The organism is Bradyrhizobium sp. GW821-FHT12B03 (assembly GCF_058807535.1).
Genome location: NZ_JBXAQU010000005.1, coordinates 364491 through 386050 on the forward strand (window position 1 = coordinate 364491; position 21560 = coordinate 386050).

The window sequence follows — 21560 nt, forward strand, 5'->3', positions numbered from 1 at the left end:
ATTCCTCCAGAGTTTCTTAGCGCACGAGGCACGGGCGCTTGTCGTCAAACGTCCAGCCCGGGATCAGGTCCTGCATGGCCATAGCGTCATCGCGTGCCCCAAGTCCATGCTGCTTGTAGAGGCCATGCGCCGTTTCGATGGCAGCCCGGTCAATTTCGATGCCGAGGCCGGGCTTGTCCGGCACTGCGATCTTGCCGCCCCTGATCTGGAGCGGCTCCCTGGTCAGCGCCTGGCCGTCCTGCCAGATCCAGTGGGTGTCGATCGCGGTGACCTTGCCGGGGGCGGCGGCGCCGACATGGGTGAACATGGCCAGCGAAATGTCGAAGTGGTTGTTGGAATGCGAGCCCCAGGTCAGGCCGTTGTCGCGGCAGGTCTGGGCCACGCGCACCGAGCCTTGCATGGTCCAGAAGTGGGGATCGGCCAGCGGAATGTCCACTGCGCCGAGGCGCAGCGCATGGGAGAGCTGGCGCCAGTCGGTGGCGATCATGTTGGTCGCGGTCGGCAGGCCCGTGGCGCGGCGGAACTCGGCCATGATCTCGCGGCCGGAGAAGCCGGCCTCGGCGCCGCAGGGGTCCTCGGCATAGGCGAGGATGCCGTGCATATCCTTGCAGAGGCTGATCGCCTCGTCGAGCGACCAGGCGCCGTTCGGGTCCAGCGTCACGCGCGCGTTGGGGAAGCGTTTTGCGATCGCGGTGACCGCCTCGATCTCCTGCTCGCCGCGCAAGACGCCGCCCTTGAGCTTGAAATCGGCGAAGCCGTAATGATCGTGGGTGGCTTCCGCGAGCCGCACCACGGTCTCTGGCGTCATCGCCTCCTGGTGGCGGAGGTCGAACCATTCCAGCTTGCCGGTTTCGCCGCTGACATAGTCGAATTTGGATTTGCGCCGGTCGCCGACGAAGAAGAGATAGCCGAGCGTCTCGACGCTCTTGCGCTGCTGGCCTTCGCCGAGCAGGGCGGCGACGGGCAGGTTGAGATGCTGGCCGAGCAGGTCGAGCAGCGCGGATTCGATCGCGGTGACCGCATGGATCATGACGCGGAGATCAAAGGTCTGCTTGCCGCGGCCGCCGGCGTCACGATCGGCGAAGGCGGTGCGGACGTCGGCAAGGATGTTGTTCATCGCGCCGACGGTCTTGCCGATCACGAGATCGCGCGCATCCTGGAGCGTCTGCCAGATCTTCTGCCCGCCCGGCACCTCGCCGACGCCGGTGTGCCCGGCATTGTCGGTGAGGATGACGATGTTGCGGGTGAAGAACGGTGCATGCGCGCCGCTCAGATTGAGGAGCATGCTGTCGCGGCCTGCGACCGGGATCACCTGCATCGCCGTAACGACCGGTGCACCGGAGATATTGGTCTCGGCCATCGCACGCTCCTCCCTGTTGTCTTGTTATTCTGCAGCCTGTTGTGACGATCGGATGGCGGGCAGATTCTTCACCAGCGCGGCCAGCTCCGCGATCTCCTGCTCGGTGAGATCGGTCAGCGGTGGACGGACCGGGCCGGAGTCGCGGCCGATCACCTTCATGCCGGCCTTGATGATCGAGACGGCATAGCCCTTCTTGCGGTTGCGAATCGCGATCAGCGGCAGGATGAAATCCTTCAGGCCGGCATGGATCGTCGCATGGTCGCGCTTGCGCACGGCGGCGTAGAAATTGGTGGCGAATTCCGGAACGAAGTTGAACACGGCGGAGGAGTAGGTCGTGACGCCCATGTCGAGATAGGGCAGCGCGAAGGTCTCCGCGGTCGGCAGGCCGCCGACATAGGTCAGGCGGTCGCCGAGCTTGGTGTAGACGCGGGTCATCAGCTCGATGTCGCCGATGCCGTCCTTGTAGCCGACGAGGTTCGGGCAGCGCTCGGCGAGGCGGGCCAGCGTGTCGGGCTGCAGGATGGCATTGTCGCGGTTGTAGACGATGACGCCGATCTTCACGGCGGCGCAGACCGCCTCGACATGGGCGGCAAGGCCCTCCTGCTCGGAATGGGTGAGATAGGGCGGCAGCAGCAGCAGGCCGTCGGCGCCGGCCTTTTCCGCACCGATTGCGATCTCGCGGGCGATTGCGGTGCCATAGCCGGTGCCGGCGAGCACGGGCACGCGGCCCTTGGTCTCGTCGACGGCGACCTTGACGACCTCAGGAACCTCGGTCGGGGTCAGCGAGAAGAACTCGCCGGTGCCGCCGGCGGCGAACAGGCCTGCGACATCATAGCCGCAGAGCCAGTCCATGTTGGCGCGGTAGGTCGCCTCGTCGAAGGAGAAGTCCGCCTTGAAGGGCGTGACGGGGAAGGACAGCAGGCCCGATCCGATCTTCTGGGCCATTTCCTGCGGGGTCATCTTGCTCATGGGCGCGGCTCCCTATTGCGTGTTGTGGAGGACGCAAGCCTGCGCGTCCATGCGCGGTGGTTTAGGAGACGGTTCGATGCGCGTCCAAGCCAAAGCCTATATCGACCGATGCGGATTGAGCATCAATCCTCCGCCATCTCCGCCGAGGACAATTCACCCGCGATCTTGACCAGCGCCGACAGCAGCGGATTCTCGTCGTCGCGGCGCCAGACCATGAACAGCTCGACCGGGACGCGGTTGCGCAGCTTCAGCGGCCGCAGCCGTACGTCTGAGATCTTCAGGCTTGCGGCCGCGGCCGGCACGATGGCAAGGCCGAGGCCGGCGCGGACCATGGCGAGGATCGAGTGGATCTGGCTCAGATGCTGGACATAGCGCGGCAGCACGTCGGCGCGGGTGAACAGCGCCACCAACAGGTCGTGGAAGTAGCGGCTCTCATAGGGCGAGTACATCACGAAGGGCTGGTCGTCGAAATCCTTGATGGTGATGCTCTCCGCATTCGCCAGCGGATGCTTCTTGGGGATCGCGGCGAGCAGGGGCTCGGCGACGACGCGGCGGCTGGCCACTTCGGGGCGCGCGATCGGCGGCCTGAGCAGGCCGGCGTCGATCTGACCGGAGCCGAGCGCCTCGAACTGGTCGCCGGAGACCATCTCCTTCAGCGAGAAATCGACTTCGGGCAGCTTGGCCCGGCAGGCTGCGACGAGCTCGGGCAGGAAGCCGTAGGCGGCCGCGGCCGTAAAGCCGATTTTGAGCGAGCCGGTCTTCCCGAGCGCGATGCGGCGGGCGACCTGCGAGGCGCTTTCCGCAAGCTTGAGGATGCGCCGTGCCTCCGGCAGGAAGCTGCGGCCCGCAGGTGTCAGGCGCACCGAGCGGCTGGTGCGCTCCAGCAGCGGCGCATCGATGATGTGCTCGAGCACCTGGATCTGCCGGGACAGTGGCGGCTGGGTCATGTTCAGCCGCGCGGCGGCGCGGCCGAAATGCAATTCCTCCGCCACCGTGACGAAACAGCGGAGCTGGTTGAGGTCGAACATCGATACATGCCTTAGATGGATAAGGCGCTTCCCCGGCACTTCTAGCATCGATCTCCCCCGAAACAAAGACGGCGGCTTTTCGAGCCGCCGTTGAGTTGCCTGGTCCGCTCCGATTTTCCCGGAGCTCTCAGGAGGAACGTTTGAGCACCACCCGCTCGATCTTGCCCACAACCACGAGATAGGCGAATGCCGCCACCAGGGCATTGGCGCCGACGAACAGCAGCGCGCCGTTGAAGGAGCCGGTCGCGGCCAGGATGTAGCCGATCACGATCGGGGTGGTGATCGAGGAAAGGTTGCCGAAGGTGTTGAACAGGCCGCCGGAGACGCCGCCGGCTTCCTTCGGCGACGTATCGGAAACGACCGCCCAGCCGAGCGCGCCGATGCCCTTGCCGAAGAAGGCGAGCGCCATGAAGCCGACCACCATCGCCTGTCCGTCGACATAGTTGCAGGCGATGATCGACATCGACAGCAGCATGCCGCCGACGATCGGGATCTTGCGCGCCATGGTCAGCGAACCCGTGCTGCGCAGGATCGCATCCGAGATGATGCCGCCGAGCACGCCGCCGATGAAGCCGCACAGTGCTGGCAGCGTCGCGACGAAGCCGGCTTGCAGGATCGACAGGCCGCGCTCCTTGACGAGGTAGACCGGGAACCAGGTCAGGAAGAAATAGGTCAATGTGTTGATGCAGTACTGGCCGAGATAGACGCCGAGCATCATGCGGTTGGAGAGCAACTGGCGGATGTGGTCCCATCCGGAGCCGGCCTCGGGCGCGCGCTCCTGCTTCAGATCGTCTTTCGGCGCATCGAGATCGACCAGTGCGCCGCCGTCCTTGATGTAGTCGAACTCGGCCTCGTTGATGCCGGGATGCTCCTTCGGGCCGTAGACGGTCTTGATCCAGACGAGGCCCATGATGACGCCGAGCCCGCCCATCACGAAGAAGACGTAGCGCCAGCCGTAATCGTGCGCGATCCAGCCCATCAGCGGCGCGAAGATCACGGTGGCGAAATACTGGCCGGAATTGAAGAAGGCCGACGCGGTGCCGCGCTCATTGCCGGGAAACCAGGCGGCGACGATGCGGGCGTTGGCGGGGAAGGACGGCGCTTCCGCGACGCCGACGAGGAGGCGAAGCGCGAACAGCACGCTGATGGCGGCGCCGGCGCTGAGGAAGCCAACCCAGCCTTGCATCATCGTGAACAGCGACCAGACGATGATGCTGAAGGCATAAACGAGGCGCGAGCCGTAGCGGTCGAGCAGCCAGCCGCCCGGCACCTGCGCAACGACATAGGACCAGCCGAACGCCGAGAAGATCCAGCCCATGGCGACGGGATCGAGATGCAGCTCTTTTGAGAGCGCGGGGCCGGCGATCGACAGCGTGGCGCGGTCGGCATAATTCACGGTCGTGACCAGGAACAGCATGGTCACGATGAACAGCCTGACGCGAGACCTCCTCACGTCCGCTGCCGACACCACTGCGCTCATCAGGCGCCTCCTTGAACTTCGAAACGTTTCCTCACGACGACTCCTAGAGGCGCGCGCAGCAAAGTGTCCAAGTTGAAGGGGGTATCGATCGATGCCGTTTTTGGATTGATGGAACGGCGGGTGAAAACGCTGGGAGGTGTGGGAGCCGAGGCCTTGCACCTTGGTGGTCCTGGCTTTCGCGGGGCGAAAGCCAGGACCACCAAGGAAGTTCTCTGCATCGCGGTCTCTCGGTCTAGTCCAAAGGGTGATAGCGGACGGACCGACTAAGAATTCGTAAATGCAAGCAGTGCTGTCGGCCTCGTAACGGTTGATCTGCGTGATGTTTCGGCTCGGTTACTGTCCAATCGACGCACATCCATGAAATTTCCGCAGGGCATGCTGCGATGCAGCGCCAGCCATACTTGAGGCTTCAGCGGAGGATTTGATGAAACCCGAATTGAGCGAACCGAATGTCGTCGTGCCGGTGTCCATGCAGGCCCATTTTTCGCTGCTGGAAGGTCTTGTTCACGCCGCACGCGACCGGTTTGCGACATTGCTGACCCTGCTGGGCGAAATGCACGAAAGGGTGTCGGCGGAAACGCCTATCAATTTGCGAGCCGGTGACAATCCGTCGAGGCGGTTGCGCGGGTCCGCCGTCGCGATCGGGGACATCATGACGCTCGTGGTGCTGATGGACAAGATCGCCGGCGAACTGTTGATCGAGTCGAGGCAATTGTGGGGGTCGGTCGAATACGCTTCTGGAACCGTTCACAAGGTTGCCTTCGGAAAATGGCGCTTGCTTCGGCGATTCGCTCGGGGTGAGCGCTCGATTGCCACCGTCGACGACCAGTTGAAACGATTGCCACACCTGGCGATCCTTCTGGTCGAGTTCAGTGGCCTTCTGGAGGAGGCCGTCGTGACTCTCTCGCCGCGGCAAATTGGGTCGGGCAGGTAGTTGAGCCGTCTTCGAGACGTGGCCAGAGAGGCTTTGGCGCGCGATCCGCGCAAGTCGGGAGGGAGCGCGACGACGGTTCGACCAGCCGTCATGGCGCCGGACCGGCGTCGGCGTCGACAATCTCGAGGCCCGCTTTCTTCAACCCGTCAGCGATCGTGTCCGTAACGGAGTCGACGACATGGCGGTCACGGAAATCCTCGCGCATCTCACGCGCGTAGTTGGGACGCAGCTCGAGCAGCTTCCGGACATGCGGGCGAGCGGCGTTGCGATCGCCAAGTTGACCGTAGGATGCCGCGAGCATTGCGGAGGTCATGTAGAAACCGACCGGCTTGGATGTCAGCATGGCGATCGCCTGCTGATAATGTCCCTGCCGATATTCGTCTGAGGCCAATACGAGATTGTCGAACGGCCCCGGGTTCTTGTTGATGGCCAGCGCTTTGCTCAGCAACTTGGTGCCCTCCTCGAAGTGCCCGATCGCCCAAAGCCGGTTGCCGGCGATCACAAGAACCTTCGGATCGGCGGGACTGATTTCGAGGGCGCGCCGAACAGCTTCCTCGAACCCGTTGAAGTCGCCGTCCTGAAAACTCACGATCATCGACGCCACATGGCTCGATGCGGCGAACGGTGCCAGCCGAAGTGCCTTGGCTGTGGCATCCTTCGCCTGTGCGAGTGCCTGTCCGCTTGCCCTGTTCAGGTTGTAACCGTTACGGGCCTCGTCGGCGTAGATGGTCGCGAGGTAGGCCCAGGCGTCGGCGTAGTTGGGAAGGATGGCGACCGTCTGCTCCAGGCAGTCTCGCGTGGTCGCATGGGTCTTTTGATTCATCGATAGCGGGTAACGCTGCGCCCAAAGCACGCAGAGATATCCGGGCGGCGGCGGATCCGGCAGCGTGCGGGCTTCGAACGATTTCACGAGGCCGTTGCGATAGCCGATCGCGGTAGCGATCTTCTGTGCGATCTGCTCTTCGGTCGAGGTCTCGTTCTGATTCCAGGGCCCCTGTTGGGTCGAGGTAAAGTAGACCTCCATAGTGCGTTGATCGCTGAGGCGCCACCACAGACGCACGGTATCGTGGTCGATCCGGAGTTCCGATGCGAGCATATACACCGATCGGCCCGGATTCTCTGCGAGCAGTTGGACGATCGCGTGGCTGTCGCCGCGCGACTTCGCTGAAATTGCCAGGCCGTCGAATTGCTGGAGCGCTGAGATCAGCGACTGGCTGAGCGTCCGCGCCAGGAGTCGCGTCGGCTCGTCATCCGTCAGCGGCTCGACCTGATCGACGAAAAGCAACGGCTCGAGGACGGGCGTCGGTCGAACCAGCCAGGGTTTTATGCCGACGATGATCGCAACCGCGGCAATCGCTGCCAGTCCCGCCGGGAGCATCCACCGTGCTGGCCCGCTCTTGCGGAATTTCCGCCACGCAGATCCGAAAGCCGGCCGCGCGTCGCCGCCGGAGCGTGACGCGACGGCCGGCATTCGCCCGCCGTCGTGGCTGCTCGGGGGATTTTCGATGTCCTTGATTTCCGGCACGTAGCTGCCACGGGGGAGCGAAAATTGTATCCGGGCCTTGTTGTTGGAATTGGCATAGTAGCTTGCCAGCGAGTTGCGCAGTCTGCTGGCCTCGATTCTGACGATCGGATCGACCGATCCGTCAAAATCAGGCATGCGCCCGAAGACGTCGACTGCGATCGTGTAGGATTTGATCCGGTCGCCGCGGCCGGCCAACTTTTCTTCAACAACGAAGCGCAGGAAGCGCTTGTTGCGCGCCGACGCCTCGAAGGCCGGATCTTCCAGGAGAGTATTGAGAGCGTTGATGATCGCGGCCCGATCGGCCGGGGGTGTTGCAGACGGCGTATTCCCAGACAAAGACTGATACCCTATTCCAAATTCTCATATCTTTTTCCACGCGGGCTGCGGTCCCGTCGACTCAAATGCCTGCACACGGAGTGGATGGACTGACCAGGCAACAGGCAGTGAAGAAAATCTTCACCGCCTTGCTGCCCATTCTCTGATCATTTTTGAGAGTGATCGCAGTGTTGGATTTTGAATTGACACGGGCGTAATCGCTATTTGACTCGCGCCGTTGATGTAACAACCTTTCACACATCCATTTCCGATGCTACGCCGTAACAGTAGCGTTGCAGCATGAGTGGCTGACGCGCGATGCCGTCTCCAAGCTCTGGCGCGGATCATCGCCCGAAATTTGCGATGCGGTTGTTACGTCGCCGTGTGAGATACCGTTACGATCGCGAGAAAGCGCTAGCCGAAGTCATCACAGTGCCTGCGGTTGATTCGCGGGCAGCGATCGCGCCACGCGTGATCGTGGTCCGCACATATTGTGTCGCGAGCCCGCTGAGTCCTGCTCGAAGGCGACGCGTCGTGCGTCGCTTCGATCTGTGCCCTTACCGCGTCAGGCAGCACCGGATTGCTGGCTGGGTGAAATTGCTTCTGGAGCCGGCGCTCGGCATCAATGCTGTGCAGATGCGCGACTCTTCAGGCGCTCACGCCCCAGGCAACCGATCGAGCAAAGCGTAATCGTGCGCGGTGCGTTCGGGTTTCAGCGCCGTGCGCTACTGCCGCGCGCTCGGCAGCAGCGGTGTCAGCAGCCCGCGCGTGACGGCCGGCGGTGCCGCGTCCAGTCCGAGCACCGCGCTCGCAGCCGGCAGCGCCGCGTCCGCCATCGCGGCATGGCCTTCGGCGCTTGGATGCACGGCGCCGCCATAGACGGCGGAGAGCACGCCCCAGGTGGCGTCGTGGATGTCGGTCGGCTGGCTCGCCGCCGGCAGGCCTTGCGGATAGGTCATCGCGGCGAAGTAACTGTCGTTGGCGTCGCGGATCCAGCGGGCGCGGGGCAGGTAAGCGCGATATTCCGAGGCGCCGCGACCGCACAGCATCGGCTGGCTCGCCGCGCTCACGATATCAGGATTGAAGCTCTGGCCGTTCTCGGCGAAGCAGGTGCGGTCGAATTCGGGGTCGTTGCCCGAATGGGCGCAAAAGCCGTGATCGGCGAACGCAGCCTGATGCGTATCGACGAAGGTCATGCGATCGGCTTCGGGATCGCGGCACAGCGCGCCGCGGGTGCAGGTGGCGAGCCCTTTCAGCTGCGGCAGGAATTCAGTGTCGACGAAGGTCGAGACGCGGGCGAGGCGCTGCGGATCGGCGTTGAAGGCGGGATGGATGTCGAAGCCGGCGCGGCCGCCGCGGCAGGGCACGCCGCCATCGGCGAGGGCCGGATTGGCGTAGGAGACGTAGACCACGTGCGAGAGATCGCCGCCGACCAGCGGCTTCAGCGCCTCGCGCAGCTTGACGAAATTCTGCGGCAGCTCGCGCGCCAGCGCGTCGCGGGAGTCGTCGACGCTTGCCATCACGCCGGAGCGGCGGAACAGGGCGCGTTCGGTCGCGGTGTCGACGATAACGTCGGCGACGAGCCCGGAGAAGTAGATGTCGTTGGCGCCGACCGAGAGCAGCACGAGGTCGAGCGTGCGATCCGGCTGGCGCTTCCTGGCGGCGGTGAGCGCTTCACGCAGCTCGGCGACCTGCGCGTTCACGCTGGTGTTGCAGACGCCGGTCTTGCCGGGCGGGCATTCGCGGGCGCGCTGCGAGCCCAGCAGTCCGTCGCCGATGCTGGCGCCGGTGCAGGCGAGCGGCAGAAAGGTCACCGCGATGTGGGTGTAGCGCACGGCCAGCGCCAGCGCGGTGCGGGCCTGGTAGCTGTAGAGCGAACGGTGGCAGGGCGCGTTGAACCAGAGCGCGCTGTAGTGTTGCCAGTTGGCGAGCGTATCCGGCGCTTCGCAGGCGCGGCCACCCTTGTAGCCGGCGCGGCTCGGCCGGTAATACTGCGCACCGGCGGTGCCGAGATAGGAGCGGAAGCAGAAACCGTCATCCGACAGCGCCAGTGGCCGGTCGGGATTGCCTTCGCCTGAGGCGATGCTGTCCCCGAGGCCTGCGACGAAGATGTCGCGGACCTGGATCTCGGCCTGGACGCGCTGGGTCGGATCGGAGCCGGAGGAGACGTCCACGCTGGCGACCGTCTGCTTGCCGTAGCGGACGCGCAGATTGATCGGCTCGGCGCAGTCGAAGGTCGAGGTCTGCGGTCCGTCGCCGTCGTCGAACGACCAGGCGCAGGTGGCTCCGACCGGCACCGCGCCGGTCAGGCGCACGGTCACCGGATGGTCGATGGGTGTGATGTAGTTCTCTTTGACGTTGTCGCGGGTGCAGGGCTGGTTGACCCGGCCCTGGAGGTCGATGCAGAGCCGGTTGACCATGTTGCGGGCCCAGCCGCGGCCCTCGCTCTGGAGCTCCAGCGACTGCTCGGCGGCGAGGATGCTGCGGTTGCGCGCATTCTCCTCGTGAAGCAGGAAGTCGCGCTCCTCGCGGAACAGGCGGAAGCGGTTGCGCACCTCCCAGGAAATCTGCATGGCGCCGGCGTCCTGCGCGGCTGCGCGCTCGGGCGGCAAGGCGGTCAAAATCCCGGCAAGCAGCAGGGCGCCTGCGAAGAAGGTGCGAAGAGATGATCGGATCATGGCCCGCGTGTTCAACGGCAAAGTTGAGGCGGAAATAAGAGAGGATTGCTCCTCCGCCTGCAACCTTTGTTTGACCGCTTTATCGCTTGTTGGCCTGCCGCAGCGACCGCTCGCGCTCCATCGCGGCCACCTGCTTGGGCAGGTTGGCCTGGGCGCAGGCCTCCGCCAGCCGCCGCCGTTCCTGCCAGGGCTCGACCACATTCATCCAGAGCTCGCGCGTGCCCATGATGGAGATGGCGAGGCCGAATGGGATCACGAAATAGAGGATGCGGAACACCAGCAGGGTCGCCAGAAGCTGCTCGCGGCCGAATTCGGGCAGCGCCACCAGCATGGCGGCATCGAATACGCCGATCGAGCCCGGGGCATGGCTGGCGAAGCCGAGCAGCGTCGCCAGGATGAACACGACGGCGAGCGACAGGAAATCGATCGACGGGCTGGCCGGCACCAGGAGGTACATCGCCAGCGCGCAGAAGCCGAGATCGACCACGCCGATCAGGATCTGCACCAGCGTCAGCGGTGCCGACGGCAGCACCACCTTCCAGCCCTTCTGGCCGAGCTCGCGGCGCTTCTCGCCCATGCAGAGCCAGACCAGATAGGCGCCGATCGAGGCGAGGCCGCCGAGCGCGATCAGCCGGTTGATCGACGGCGGCAGCTGATCCATGTAGGAGGCGGCATCCGGATGGATCGCCATGCCGATCGAGAGCACGAAGATGTTACCGAGCCAGAAGGTCAGGCCCGACAGGAAGCAGATTTTCGCGACGTCGATCGCGTTCAGCCCATAGTCCGAATAGATCCGGAAACGGATCGCGCCGCCCGTGAACACCGTGGCGCCGATGTTGTGGCCGATCGAATAGGACGTGAAGCTGGACAGCGCTGCGATGCGATAGGGCACGTGCTTCTTGCCGATCGTTCGCAGTGCAAAAAAGTCGTAGAAGGTCAGCGTACAGAACGCGAAGAACACGCAGATCGCCGCCAGCCCGATATTGGCGCGGGGAATCTCGGTCAATGCGGTCAGGATGACGCCGGTATCGATACCCTTGAGGGTCCGCACCAGTGTGGTGATTGCGAAGGCAATGATGAAGACGCTCGCGGCAATTCCGAGCCGTCGCCAGCCAATCCATCTCTTGAAGCCGCGCTTCAACGCGGGCAGCAGTCCGTGCATTCATCCTCCCGGCGGGGGGCAAGACCGACCAGGCCAGACATTGGCCGGTCGGGTGCGATCACGGCCCGGGCTGGGCGTCGATCGCTAGGCATGATGTAGCTCATTTAAGGCAAAAACAGCGGCTTGTGCAGCCCTTGACAAGGATAGGTTCTGCGTCGGACCGGCCACTTCTGTCATACGCGGTTCACATCGGGTGCGCGTTAAGCATATGAGTCGCAAGACCCGGCCCGGATCGCGCGGTCATCCGTCGGCATGGTTTCATATCGTGCCGCCCGCGGCATTGTTCCAGCGCAAGCGATGCCGGCTTTTTTGGAACGTCGATGCCGCGTGCCCGTTAGCGCCCCATCAGCAATCGAACATGGCGGAATACGCGGCTTTTCGTGCAAGCCGGTGCTGTCGTGTTCCCGAAACCCGAGAGGACCGGAACGATGGGACTGTTCACCAAGGACATCAAGACCATGAACGACCTGTTCGTGCACCAGCTCCAGGACATCTATTATGCCGAGCAGCAGCTCACCAAGGCGCTGCCGAAAATGGCGGATAAAGCCACCGACCCGCAGCTGAAGCAGGGCTTTTTGACGCACCTCGAGGAGACGAAGCAGCACGTCAAGCGCCTCGAGGAAGTGTTCAAGATGCACGGTGCGCAGGTGAAGGCAGTCGACTGCCCGGCGATCGACGGCATCATCGAGGAGGCCGACGAGACCGCCGGTGAAGTCGCCGACAAGGCGGTGCTGGACGCGGCGCTGATCAATGCCGCGCAGGCCGCCGAGCACTACGAGATCGTCCGCTATGGCAGCCTGATCGCCTGGGCCAAGCAGCTCGGCCGGAGCGACTGCGCCGCCGTGCTCGCCAAGACGCTCGAGGAGGAGAAGGCGACCGACAAGAAGCTCACGGCGCTTGCCGAGAGCAAGGTCAATCTGCGCGCGGCGAGCTAAGGCCAAACCTAGCCACGAAGGCGCCGCGCGGTTCGGCTGCGCGGCGCCCGCAGGTCGCGCATCTATCCTTCGGCCATTGTCGAAACATGGTGGCGGGCCGCAAGTCTATATGTCGCATGGGGCTGCAATCGAGGTGGCAGCATGCGAGCAAGCACCATCAAATATGAAGCCTTCGACGACCGAGCCGACGCGCGGCGCGTCGGCTCGCGTCTTGCGACCTCCCTCACGCTCGCCGCGATGAGCCTCGGCTATGGCGTGGTGCAGCTCGACGTCACCATCGTCAACACCGCATTGGATGCGATGGGCCGGACGCTTGGCGGCGGTGTTGCCGAGCTGCAATGGGTGGTCAGCGCCTATACCATCGCGTTTGCCGCCTTCATCCTGACATCAGGCGCCTTCGGCGACCGGATCGGCGCCAAGCGCGTCTTCATGGCCGGATTCGCCATCTTCACCACGGCCTCGCTCGCCTGTGCGTTGTCGCCGAACGCGGCCGTGCTGATCGCGGCAAGGTTGGTCCAGGGGCTGGCAGCGGCGATCCTGGTCCCGAATTCTCTCGCGCTGCTCAATCACGCCTATGCGGACGACCGCGCCCGCGGCCGCGCCGTCGCGATCTGGGCCGCCGGAGCCAGCCTTGCGCTCACCGCGGGCCCGTTCGTCGGCGGCGCGCTGATCACGCTGGTCGGCTGGCGCGCGATTTTCCTGGTCAACCTTCCGATTGGCCTCGTCGGCCTTTGGCTGAGCTGGCGTTATGCGACCGAGACCACGCGCGCGCCCTCGCGCGAGATCGATCTGCCCGGCCAGATCGCGGCAATCGGCGCGCTGGGGGCGCTTGCCGGCGCAATCATCGAGGGGGGCGCGCTTGGCTGGGGCCATCCGGCCGTGCTCTCGGCCTTCGCTTCGGCCTTCGTCCTGGCCGTGCTGTTCGTCTGGCGCGAGAGCCGTGCGGCGCAGCCGATGCTGCCCTTGTCCCTGTTCGGTCACCGGCTGTTTACCCTGGCCGCGGTCGTCGGCCTGCTCGTGAACGTCGCGGTCTACGGCCTGATCTTCGTGCTCAGCCTGTACTTCCAGAGGATCAACGGCCTGTCGGCCTGGTGGACGGGTCTCGCCTTCGTCCCGATGATGGCGGCGGTACTCCCGGTCAATCTGCTGGCGCCGCGCCTCGCCGAGCGCATCGGGCCGTGCCCGACCATCGTGGTCGGCGCCTGCATCTCGGCGCTCGGGTGTCTCGGCCTGCTGTGGATCGAGGCGGGCACCAGCTATTGGATGATCTGCGCACAGATGATCGCGATCAGCGGCGGACTTGGGCTGCTGGTGCCGCCGCTGACCTCGACCCTGCTGGGCAGCGTCGAGAAGGCCCGCTCCGGCATCGCGGCGGGCGTCCTGAATGCGACGCGGCAGACCGGCAGCGTGCTGGGCGTTGCGTTGTTCGGCTCGCTGGTGGCCTCGGAAGGGGCATTCATGGCCGGCCTGCACGCATCGCTGGCGGTATCGGCCATCGTCCTGCTGTTCGCTGCCGCCGTGATCGGGATCGGCGCGCCCTCGCGCGGATGAACGATGAACAATGTGAGCGAACGCACACATCTTCCATTCACCATCTGCCGAACCAGCGCATAGCCGGTTACCGACTATCCATCTCTGTCGGTTGAAGTGCCGGTCGATAGGGGCCGGCAATGTATCAAGTTCTCTACTGTCTCACGGACCAGCATGATTGGCGTCTGGTCGCGCTCGGCGGCGCGGTGTGCCTGCTTGCGAGTGCGGCGGCGACCAGCCTGTTTTACCGTGCGCGTGCGGCGAGCGGGGGTGCTCGCGTATCGTGGATCGCGCTTGACGCCATCGTCGCCGGCTGCGGCATCTGGGCAACCCATTTCATCGCGATGCAGGCCTACGGGCCTGGCGAGGGCGGCGCCTACAACGTTCCGGTGACCGTGCTGTCGCTGATTTTTGCGATCGCGGTTACCTTCGTCGGGTTGAGCATCGCGGTGTCGGCGAGGCGGACGATCCCGGTTGCGCTCGGTGGCGCCGTCGTTGGTAGCGGCGTTGCGGCGATGCACTACACCGGCATGATGGCGCTGGAAATTCCCGCGCGTATCGGCTGGGCGACCGGCACCGTGACGGCCTCGATCGTCCTCGGCATCGTCTTTGGATCGCTTGCGCTGGTCGTCGCGGGGCGACGCGACAGCCTGGCGAATGCGCTCGGCGCGACGGTCCTGCTCACCGTTGCCATCGTCTCTCATCATTTCACGGCCATGGGCGCCGTGGAACTGACGCCGGATCCTGCGATCATCATCAGCGGTCTGTCGATCCCGCCGGCCTCATTGTCCGTCCTCACCGCCAGCGCCGCCGCCGCGATCATCGCGATTGCGCTCGCAGCGGCCGTGCTCGACCGCCGCGCCAAGGGCGAACTGGGACGCCAGCAGGTCGTGCTCGACACCGCGCTCGAGAACATGTCGCAGGGACTGTGCATGTTCGACGCGGACGGCAAGATCATGCTGTTCAACGAGCGCTACGCGGCGATGCTTCGTCGCACCGACATCGCACTCGCGGGCCGCCTGCTGGTCGACGTGCTGCGGGAAGAGCAGGCCAAGGGGCAGTGGCAGGGCGATGCGGATGAATTCTTCTCGCGCCTCGTCGCCGACGCGCGCGAGGGCCGCACGACCAGCCAGGTCGTCAACCGCTTCGACCGCTCCATCCGGGTCGTCAACCAGCCGATGCAGGGCGGCGGCTGGGTCGCGACCTTCGAGGACATCACCGAATGGCTGGAGGCGCAGGCGAAGATCTCGCACATGGCGCGCCATGACGCGCTGACCAGTCTGCCGAACCGCGTGCTGTTCCACGAGCAGCTCGAGCAGGGACTGCTCCGGGCGAAGTCGGACGACCAGCTTGCCGTGCTCTGTCTCGATCTCGATCACTTCAAGGACATCAACGACTCGCTCGGCCATCCCATCGGCGATGCCCTGCTCAAGGAGGTCGGCCGCAGGCTGAAGGCCACCGTCGGCGAGAGCGATACGGTGGCGCGGCTGGGCGGCGACGAATTCGCCGTGGTCCAGATCGGACGGTCGGAGGAAGCCGCCGCGAGGTCGCTTGCCGGGCGCCTCGTCGAGGTCATCTCGACGCCTTACCAGATCGACGACCATCAGATCGTCATCGGTGTGTCGATCGGCATCTCGCTGTCGCCGCAGGACGGCAGCAATCCCGATGAGCTGCTGAAGAACGCCGACCTCGCACTGTACCGCGCCAAGGCGGATGGCCGCGGCACCTACCGCTTCTTCGAGACCGGCATGGATGCGCGCGCGCAGGCGCGGCGTCTGCTGGAAATGGATCTGCGCGCGGCGCTGCAACGCGACGAGTTCCAGCCGTACTACCAGCCGATCCGCGACGTCGCCAGCGGCCGCGTCGTCGCCTTCGAGGCGCTGCTGCGCTGGAACCATCCGCAGCGCGGCCTGATCGCCCCCATCAGCTTCATTCCGCTGGCCGAGGAGACCGGGCTCATCGTCCAGCTCGGCGAATTCGTGCTGCGCTCGGCCTGCACCGACGCGGCCACCTGGCCTGACGATGTCGACGTCGCCGTCAACTTGTCGCCGGTGCAGTTCAAGAACCCGAATCTGATCGCATCCGTGACCGAGGCGCTGGCATCGTCCGGGCTCGCGGCGAGCCGCCTCGAGCTCGAGATCACCGAATCCGTGCTGCTTCAGAACAGCGAGGCGACGCTGACCACCCTGCACGAGCTGCGCGCCATGGGCGTGCGGATCTCGCTCGACGATTTCGGCACGGGCTATTCGTCGCTGAGCTATTTGCGCAGCTTCCCGTTCGACAAGATCAAGATCGACCGCTCCTTCGTGTCGGAGCTGGCGACGCGCGACGATTCCATGGCGATCATCCGCGCCGTGACCGGGCTTGGGCGCAGCCTCGGCATCGTCACCACCGCGGAAGGCGTCGAGAACGACGCGCAGCTCGAGCTGCTCAGGCGCGAGGGCTGCACCCAGGCCCAGGGCTATCTGTTCAGCAAGCCGCGGCCTGCCTCGGATGTGGCGTTGATGCTGGAGCGTCCGCGGCTGCGCGCGTCGGCTTGAGGGGTTAGCCGCGGCGTAGCGCGAAATGCGCCCCGCAGAACGCCATCACCGCGCCGAGGCTCAGCGCGGCGAGCCCGGCCAGCACGCCCGAGACGGTCGGGACCGGGCTCGGCGCCGAGGCCACCTGGCCGGCGCCCGCAAGCAGGAGCACGCCGACCGCGATCAGGAATTGCCGCATCCGTTGCGGGATCTGGCCGTCGGCCGCGCTCTGCATCAATGTCGCCGTGAAATAGCCGCCGGAGAAGCCGACCGAGGCGATCAGCCACCAGGCGATCGCAGCGCCGGCCGGAATGAATTCATGCGAGTCGGAGTGCCAGAGACCGCCGAGGTCGAGCCCGTAGCGCGCCCCCAGCATGTGCACCGCGAGCGCGAGCAGCACGCCGGAGATCACGGCGGCACCGAGGATCAGGCGGCGCGGAAAAAAGGTCGTCTCAGCCATGCCCCGCTTGTAGGATGGGCGAGGGCGACCGCGCAAGCGGGTCGCAGGCGGGATTGCGCGGACGGGATTGATTGGGACGATGCAGGTTTCGGACGCGCAGGGCGCTTCGGGCGCGAGCTACGCCTACAAGGCGTCGCTGATCGGCTCGGCGCATCGCTTCGAGCTGACCGACGAGGGTCTCTCATGGCACATCGCCGGCCGGTCCGGCCTGTGGCGCTATGACGAGATCAGCGCTGTCAGGCTGTCGTTCCGTCCGGTGTCGATGCAGCAGCACCGCTTTCGCGCCGATGTCAGCCACAGCGGCGGCGGCCGCATCAGGATCCTGTCGACGAGCTGGCAGACCGCGGCGCTGATGGCGCCGCAGGACAACGGCTTTCGCGATTTCATCATCGAGCTCCATGCGCGGATGGCGAAGGCGGGCAGCCGCGCGACGCTGACCGCGGGCCTCGGCCGCAACACCTATGCGGCGGTGCTGGTGTTCATGGCGGTGCTGACGGTGGCGATGACCGGGCTCCTGATCCGCGCGCTCATGATCGGCGCGTTCGCCGGCGCGCTGTTCATCCTCGGCTTTGCCGCGCTGTTCGCCTGGCAGGTCGGCGGTTTCGTGCGGCGCAACCAGCCGCAGAGCTACAGCTTCGATCGCGTGCCGAGGTCCTTGTTGCCTTAGCTGCAATCGGCCGCAATCAAACGTGACTTCGCTGCCTTGCGTCGGTGTCGCATCTTGCGGTCATGCCAGCCCTGGATCGCAGCACGCGCCTTCCTGCTGCGGATGAGATCGCCAGGATCAACCGCACGCACCTGATCGACACGCCGCTCCGGCCGGCCGATCTCTTGTTCATGTTCGGCACCCGCGAGGACGTCGCACTGCGCGCCGACACCGCCGCAAGGCTGTGGCGCGAGGGCTTGTTCCGCTGGTCGATTGTCAGCGGCGGCGTGACGCCGGGCTCGGAGCAATCCGAGTGCACCGTCATCAAGGCGGCGATGGCCGCGGCGGGTATTCCGGAGGACCGGATCCTCGAGGAGCACGGCGCGATGAACACCGGCGAGAACGTGATCTTCTCGCTGCCGGTCATTGATGCGGCGCTTGGGCTGCAGAATATCCGCAGCGTGATCTGCCTCGGCAACACCTGGACTGCGCGTCGCTACCCGATGACGCTGCATCGGCACTGGCCGGAGGTCGAGAAGATGCTGCTCACCGTCGACGGCTTTGCGACGCCGCGCGCGCTCTGGCACACCGATGTCGAATTTCGTCGTCGGGTCCTGCATGAATGGGACAAGATCGAGCCGTACAAGGCGCGGGGCTTCATCGCGGAATGGCCGGAGGGCTGACGGGCAAGATTCTGGTTTTGACGCGGTTTCTTGACGCGAACCGGTATCCATTTCGCAGGAAAACGCTCGCGCTACTCCGTCGAGTCGAAATCCTCTTCCTTGGTGCCGAGCAGCGAGACGAGCGTGCGCAGTCCGGAATCGAGCTGCTCGAAGGTGGGCGGGGCGAGCGCGAGCCGCACCGCGTTCGGCGCGTGACCATGCGCGATGGCAAAGGTCGAGGACGGCGTCAGCGCGATGCCGCGCCGGGCGGCGGCGGCCACGAAGGTCTGCGAGCGCCAGTGCGGCGGCAGGGTCAGCCAGAGATGATAGGAGCGCGGGTCGGCGGCGTGCTGGTAACCGGTGAGCAGCCTTGCCGCGGTCTGCTGTCGGCGCGCGGCGTCGATGCGCTTGAGCCGCGTCAGCTCGGCGACGGTGCCGTCGGCCATCAGCCGCTGTCCGGATGCGAGCGCATGGCCGGAGGCGATCCAGCCGCCGGTGCGCACCGCGCCCATCACGCTCTCGCGCAGATGCGGCGGCGCCACGAGGATGCCGAGCGCAAGGCCCGGTGCGACCTTCTTGGACAGGCTGTCGAGCACGATACAGCGGTCCGGCGCGAGCGCGGCCAGCGGCGTGTCGTCGGCGAGGAAGCCGTAGACGGCGTCCTCGATGATGGTGAGATCGAGCTTCTCGGCGATGCGCACGATGTCGGCGCGCCGCGTCGCGTTCATGGTGACGCCGAGCGGGTTCTGGATGATGGGCTGGAGATAGAGTGCCGACAGATGCGCCTCGCGATGCGCCTTCTGGATCGCATCGGGCCGCGCGCCGAACTCGTCCATCGGAATCGGGACCAGCGTGATGCCGAGCCGCGCCGCGATGCTCTTGACGTAAGGATAGGTCAGCGCCTCGACGCCGCAGCGTCCGCCCGTTGGCACCAGCGCAGCAAGCGCGGCCGCGAGCGATTGCTTGCCGTTGGCGGTGAAGACGATCTGCTCGGCCTGCGGCGTGAAATCCTTGCGCGCGAGATAGGCGGCGGCCGCATTGCGCGCGCTCTTGGTGCCCGTGCTGGTCGAGACGCGCAGCGCGGATTCGAGCGCGTCGACGCGCTCGAGCCCCGCAAGGCTCTTGGCGATCATCGCCCATTGCTGCGGCAGCAGGGGATAATTGACCTCGAAATCGATCCGCGCATCGCGCGGCTCGCTCAGCGCCTCGACCTCGCGCCTGATGGCGCCGGAGATGAAGGTGCCGCGGCCGACCTCGCCGACCACGAGGCCGCGGCGGAGCAACTCCGTATAAACCCGGCTCGCGGTCGAGACCGCGATGCCACGGTCATAGGCAAAATTGCGCTGCGGCGGCAGCCGGTCGCCCGGCCTTAACGTGCCGTTAGAGATATCCGAGGCAATGGCATCGGCAAGCTTCACGTACTCGAACTTGGACATTATTGCACCGAGAGCAATGTTTTCCTTGCTCCGAGCAATGTACTGGAGCATTTAAGTTCCATCAAGGTCCGCGATTGAGCCGAGGAAAGCGAGAGCAATCCGATGGCAAATGAGGTGCAGACGCTTCCAGCGTTTGCGCCAACGGCATCCGCTTCGCCGCGTGGACAACAGGCCGGAGAAGAAAAATGACCACGATCTCGCAAACTGCCGGGCGGAGTTTACGCCCATCCTCGTCGGGCGGATTTTTTGGCACGCTCGTCACCGCCGCCTATGCGCTGTTCGACCGCCTGGAGCGCCGCTCCGCCGTCAAGACGCTGAACGAACTCGACGACCGCGCCCTGCGCGACATCGGGATCAACCGCAGCCAGATCGAGGACGCGGTCTACGGCCAGTTCAAGGCCGAGCTGTCGCGGTATCTGTGAGACGCTTCGCTCGTGTCCCGGACGCGCTGCAACGCGTAAGCGTTGCTGCGCAGAGCCGGGACCCAGGAAGCCAAGCGTTCGCTGCAACATAGGCCCCGGCTCTGCAGCGCACCGCTGAAATAGCGCTGCGCTGCGTCCGGGGCACGAGACCGAAGTTTGGTGCGCAGCTGTTTCCCACATCGTCATTGCGAGCGCAGCGAAGCAATCCAGAATCCCTCCGCGGATGCATTTCTGGATTGCTTCGCTGCGCTCGCAATGACGGAGTGTGGGGTGATGGCGTCGCCACTTCAACTCGCATCTTCATTGTAGACACATCTTCATTGCAGACACACCTTCACGCTCTCGCGGCGCAGTTCGCCCGAGCTTTGCTTCATCGCCTTGCCCTCAATGAAAGAGGGCGCAGGGAAGGCCGGGAGCCCGCTGGCACCCGCGGTCCACTGTGCGAAGTTGCAGTGAGAAATCTGCACAGCGGCATACAGGTGTAGCCGGGACATCCCGGCCTTCCCTGCGCAGTGGGCTTACGGCTTATGTCGTGCTCTCCCCGGGGAGCGATGCACTATTGCCCCCGTCGCCTTGCGGATGGCTGATGCGCGCGCCCGGTCGGGCCGCCACATCACCGCAACACTTGACGCACAGACCCCGGGCGTCAGGACCACACGATTTTGCCGTACGCAAGCCACACCTGTCGTTGGCGCGAGGTCGTCGCTCACGGTTGCCCGCCCTGCGACGCTGTTCGCACCGATGTGGCCCACGTCCACCGCCGCCCGGCCCGCGTTCGCGACGATCGCGATACGCCCCTCTTCCTTGGGCCGGAGTGAGGCGACACATATGCCGTTTCCGAATTTCGGTAAAGTGGAATATTTTCGCCGCGCGGTATGGACCCATTGCTGGCGTGTTTTGCCCGACGGGCAACGCAAGATCTCGTAGCCCGGATGGAGCGCCGCGATATCCGGGATTCGCGCGCAACCGGTCCCGGGTATCGCTGCACTCCATCCGGGCTACAAGCTTCAAGCGCGTGGATGGATCAGGCGAAGGCGGCCTGGTCCCATGCTCCGCCGAGAGCTCGATCCTCTTCGGGCCGGCCGGGCGTGCGGCGAGGCCTTGTCGCGGCGCCGCGTTGGCGCCGATGCCGGGCATCCAGATGCCGCAAGTGCGCAGCGACGTTGCCCGCAAACGTGGCAATACGCGCGGCGGCCTGTTTGACGACGAACAGGATCGTGGTGACGCGGCTCAGCATGCCGACCAGGATCAGCACCGAGAAGATGTCGATGTAGGCGAGGAAGTCGCCGATCAGCATCAGCTCCGGCGGAATCGGGATCCTGTGGTAGTAGGCAAATACGATGATCGCGATGGGGATGAAGGCAATCACCTTCCGCACCGTCAGTCTGTCCAGCAGCGCGGCCAGCTGCACGACCAGCACTTCCCATAACGCATCGCCGATCGCGAGCGGGACCTCGTAGGTCCATCTCCGCCACCATTGCTTCATGGCATTGCTCCGA

17 protein-coding genes are annotated in these 21560 nt (G+C 65.2%); 7 read left to right on the top strand and 10 right to left on the bottom strand.

Annotation, left to right across the window (positions count from 1 at the left end; all coding sequences use genetic code 11):
* Positions 1-16 precede the first annotated feature (16 nt).
* The 4 genes from gudD to AC1RUR_RS13255 form a co-directional block, all read right to left on the bottom strand.
* Complete coding sequence (gene gudD, locus AC1RUR_RS13240) at positions 17-1360, bottom strand: glucarate dehydratase (protein ID WP_492844563.1); 1344 nt, start codon at positions 1358-1360, stop codon at positions 17-19.
* A gap of 24 nt (positions 1361-1384) precedes the next feature.
* Positions 1385-2329 (bottom strand): 5-dehydro-4-deoxyglucarate dehydratase, encoded by a 945-nt coding sequence (gene kdgD / locus AC1RUR_RS13245; protein ID WP_492844565.1) that lies wholly within the window; start codon positions 2327-2329, stop codon positions 1385-1387.
* Positions 2330-2451: 122 nt separating this feature from the next.
* Complete coding sequence (locus AC1RUR_RS13250; RefSeq protein ID WP_492844567.1) at positions 2452-3357, bottom strand: LysR family transcriptional regulator; 906 nt, start codon at positions 3355-3357, stop codon at positions 2452-2454.
* 127 nt (positions 3358-3484) lie between these two features.
* The gene (locus tag AC1RUR_RS13255) at positions 3485-4837 is read right to left on the bottom strand and encodes an MFS transporter (RefSeq protein WP_492844569.1); all 1353 of its coding nucleotides are present in this window, start codon (positions 4835-4837) and stop codon (positions 3485-3487) included.
* A 424-nt stretch (positions 4838-5261) separates the two neighbouring features.
* On the opposite strand from AC1RUR_RS13255, the gene AC1RUR_RS13260 reads away from it, so the two are divergent.
* The gene (locus AC1RUR_RS13260) at positions 5262-5771 is read left to right on the top strand and encodes a hypothetical protein (protein WP_492844571.1); all 510 of its coding nucleotides are present in this window, start codon (positions 5262-5264) and stop codon (positions 5769-5771) included.
* 88 nt (positions 5772-5859) lie between these two features.
* On the opposite strand, the gene AC1RUR_RS13265 is transcribed toward AC1RUR_RS13260, so the two are convergent.
* The 3 genes from AC1RUR_RS13265 to AC1RUR_RS13275 form a co-directional block, all read right to left on the bottom strand.
* Entirely contained in the window at positions 5860-7632 is a 1773-nt protein-coding gene (locus tag AC1RUR_RS13265) for a tetratricopeptide repeat protein (protein ID WP_492844573.1), read from the bottom strand.
* A 704-nt stretch (positions 7633-8336) separates the two neighbouring features.
* Positions 8337-10289, bottom strand: coding sequence for an SGNH/GDSL hydrolase family protein (locus tag AC1RUR_RS13270; RefSeq protein WP_492844575.1), 1953 nt, complete (start codon positions 10287-10289; stop codon positions 8337-8339).
* A gap of 79 nt (positions 10290-10368) precedes the next feature.
* Entirely contained in the window at positions 10369-11451 is a 1083-nt protein-coding gene (locus AC1RUR_RS13275; protein ID WP_492844577.1) for a lysylphosphatidylglycerol synthase transmembrane domain-containing protein, read from the bottom strand.
* Between the two features lie 428 nt (positions 11452-11879).
* On the opposite strand from AC1RUR_RS13275, the gene AC1RUR_RS13280 reads away from it, so the two are divergent.
* From AC1RUR_RS13280 to AC1RUR_RS13290, 3 genes are all read left to right on the top strand, one after another.
* Positions 11880-12386 carry a YciE/YciF ferroxidase family protein gene (locus AC1RUR_RS13280; RefSeq protein ID WP_492844579.1) on the top strand — a complete coding sequence of 169 codons (507 nt, stop codon included), beginning with the start codon at positions 11880-11882 and terminating at the stop codon, positions 12384-12386.
* Between the two features lie 141 nt (positions 12387-12527).
* Positions 12528-13937: an MFS transporter gene (locus tag AC1RUR_RS13285; RefSeq protein ID WP_492844581.1), complete on the top strand. Its 1410-nt coding sequence runs from the start codon at positions 12528-12530 to the stop codon at positions 13935-13937.
* A 119-nt stretch (positions 13938-14056) separates the two neighbouring features.
* Entirely contained in the window at positions 14057-16456 is a 2400-nt protein-coding gene (locus AC1RUR_RS13290) for a bifunctional diguanylate cyclase/phosphodiesterase (protein ID WP_492844583.1), read from the top strand.
* 4 nt (positions 16457-16460) lie between these two features.
* Here the strand turns inward: AC1RUR_RS13290 and AC1RUR_RS13295 are convergent, their stop codons facing one another.
* Positions 16461-16895: a hypothetical protein gene (locus tag AC1RUR_RS13295; RefSeq protein ID WP_492844585.1), complete on the bottom strand. Its 435-nt coding sequence runs from the start codon at positions 16893-16895 to the stop codon at positions 16461-16463.
* A 79-nt stretch (positions 16896-16974) separates the two neighbouring features.
* On the opposite strand from AC1RUR_RS13295, the gene AC1RUR_RS13300 reads away from it, so the two are divergent.
* Both AC1RUR_RS13300 and AC1RUR_RS13305 read left to right on the top strand, forming a co-directional pair.
* Complete coding sequence (locus tag AC1RUR_RS13300; RefSeq protein WP_492844587.1) at positions 16975-17562, top strand: hypothetical protein; 588 nt, start codon at positions 16975-16977, stop codon at positions 17560-17562.
* 62 nt (positions 17563-17624) lie between these two features.
* On the top strand, positions 17625-18224 hold the full coding sequence (locus AC1RUR_RS13305; RefSeq protein ID WP_492844589.1) for a YdcF family protein: 600 nt from the start codon (positions 17625-17627) through the stop codon (positions 18222-18224).
* 71 nt (positions 18225-18295) lie between these two features.
* Here AC1RUR_RS13305 and AC1RUR_RS13310 read toward each other — a convergent pair whose 3' ends face one another.
* Positions 18296-19639, bottom strand: a complete 1344-nt coding sequence (locus AC1RUR_RS13310; RefSeq protein ID WP_492844591.1) for an aminotransferase-like domain-containing protein — start codon at positions 19637-19639, stop codon at positions 18296-18298.
* Positions 19640-19824: 185 nt separating this feature from the next.
* On the opposite strand from AC1RUR_RS13310, the gene AC1RUR_RS13315 reads away from it, so the two are divergent.
* Positions 19825-20061, top strand: a complete 237-nt coding sequence (locus AC1RUR_RS13315) for a DUF1127 domain-containing protein (protein ID WP_492844593.1) — start codon at positions 19825-19827, stop codon at positions 20059-20061.
* A gap of 1024 nt (positions 20062-21085) precedes the next feature.
* Here the strand turns inward: AC1RUR_RS13315 and AC1RUR_RS13320 are convergent.
* Complete coding sequence (locus AC1RUR_RS13320) at positions 21086-21547, bottom strand: hypothetical protein (RefSeq protein ID WP_492844595.1); 462 nt, start codon at positions 21545-21547, stop codon at positions 21086-21088.
* Positions 21548-21560 lie beyond the last annotated feature (13 nt).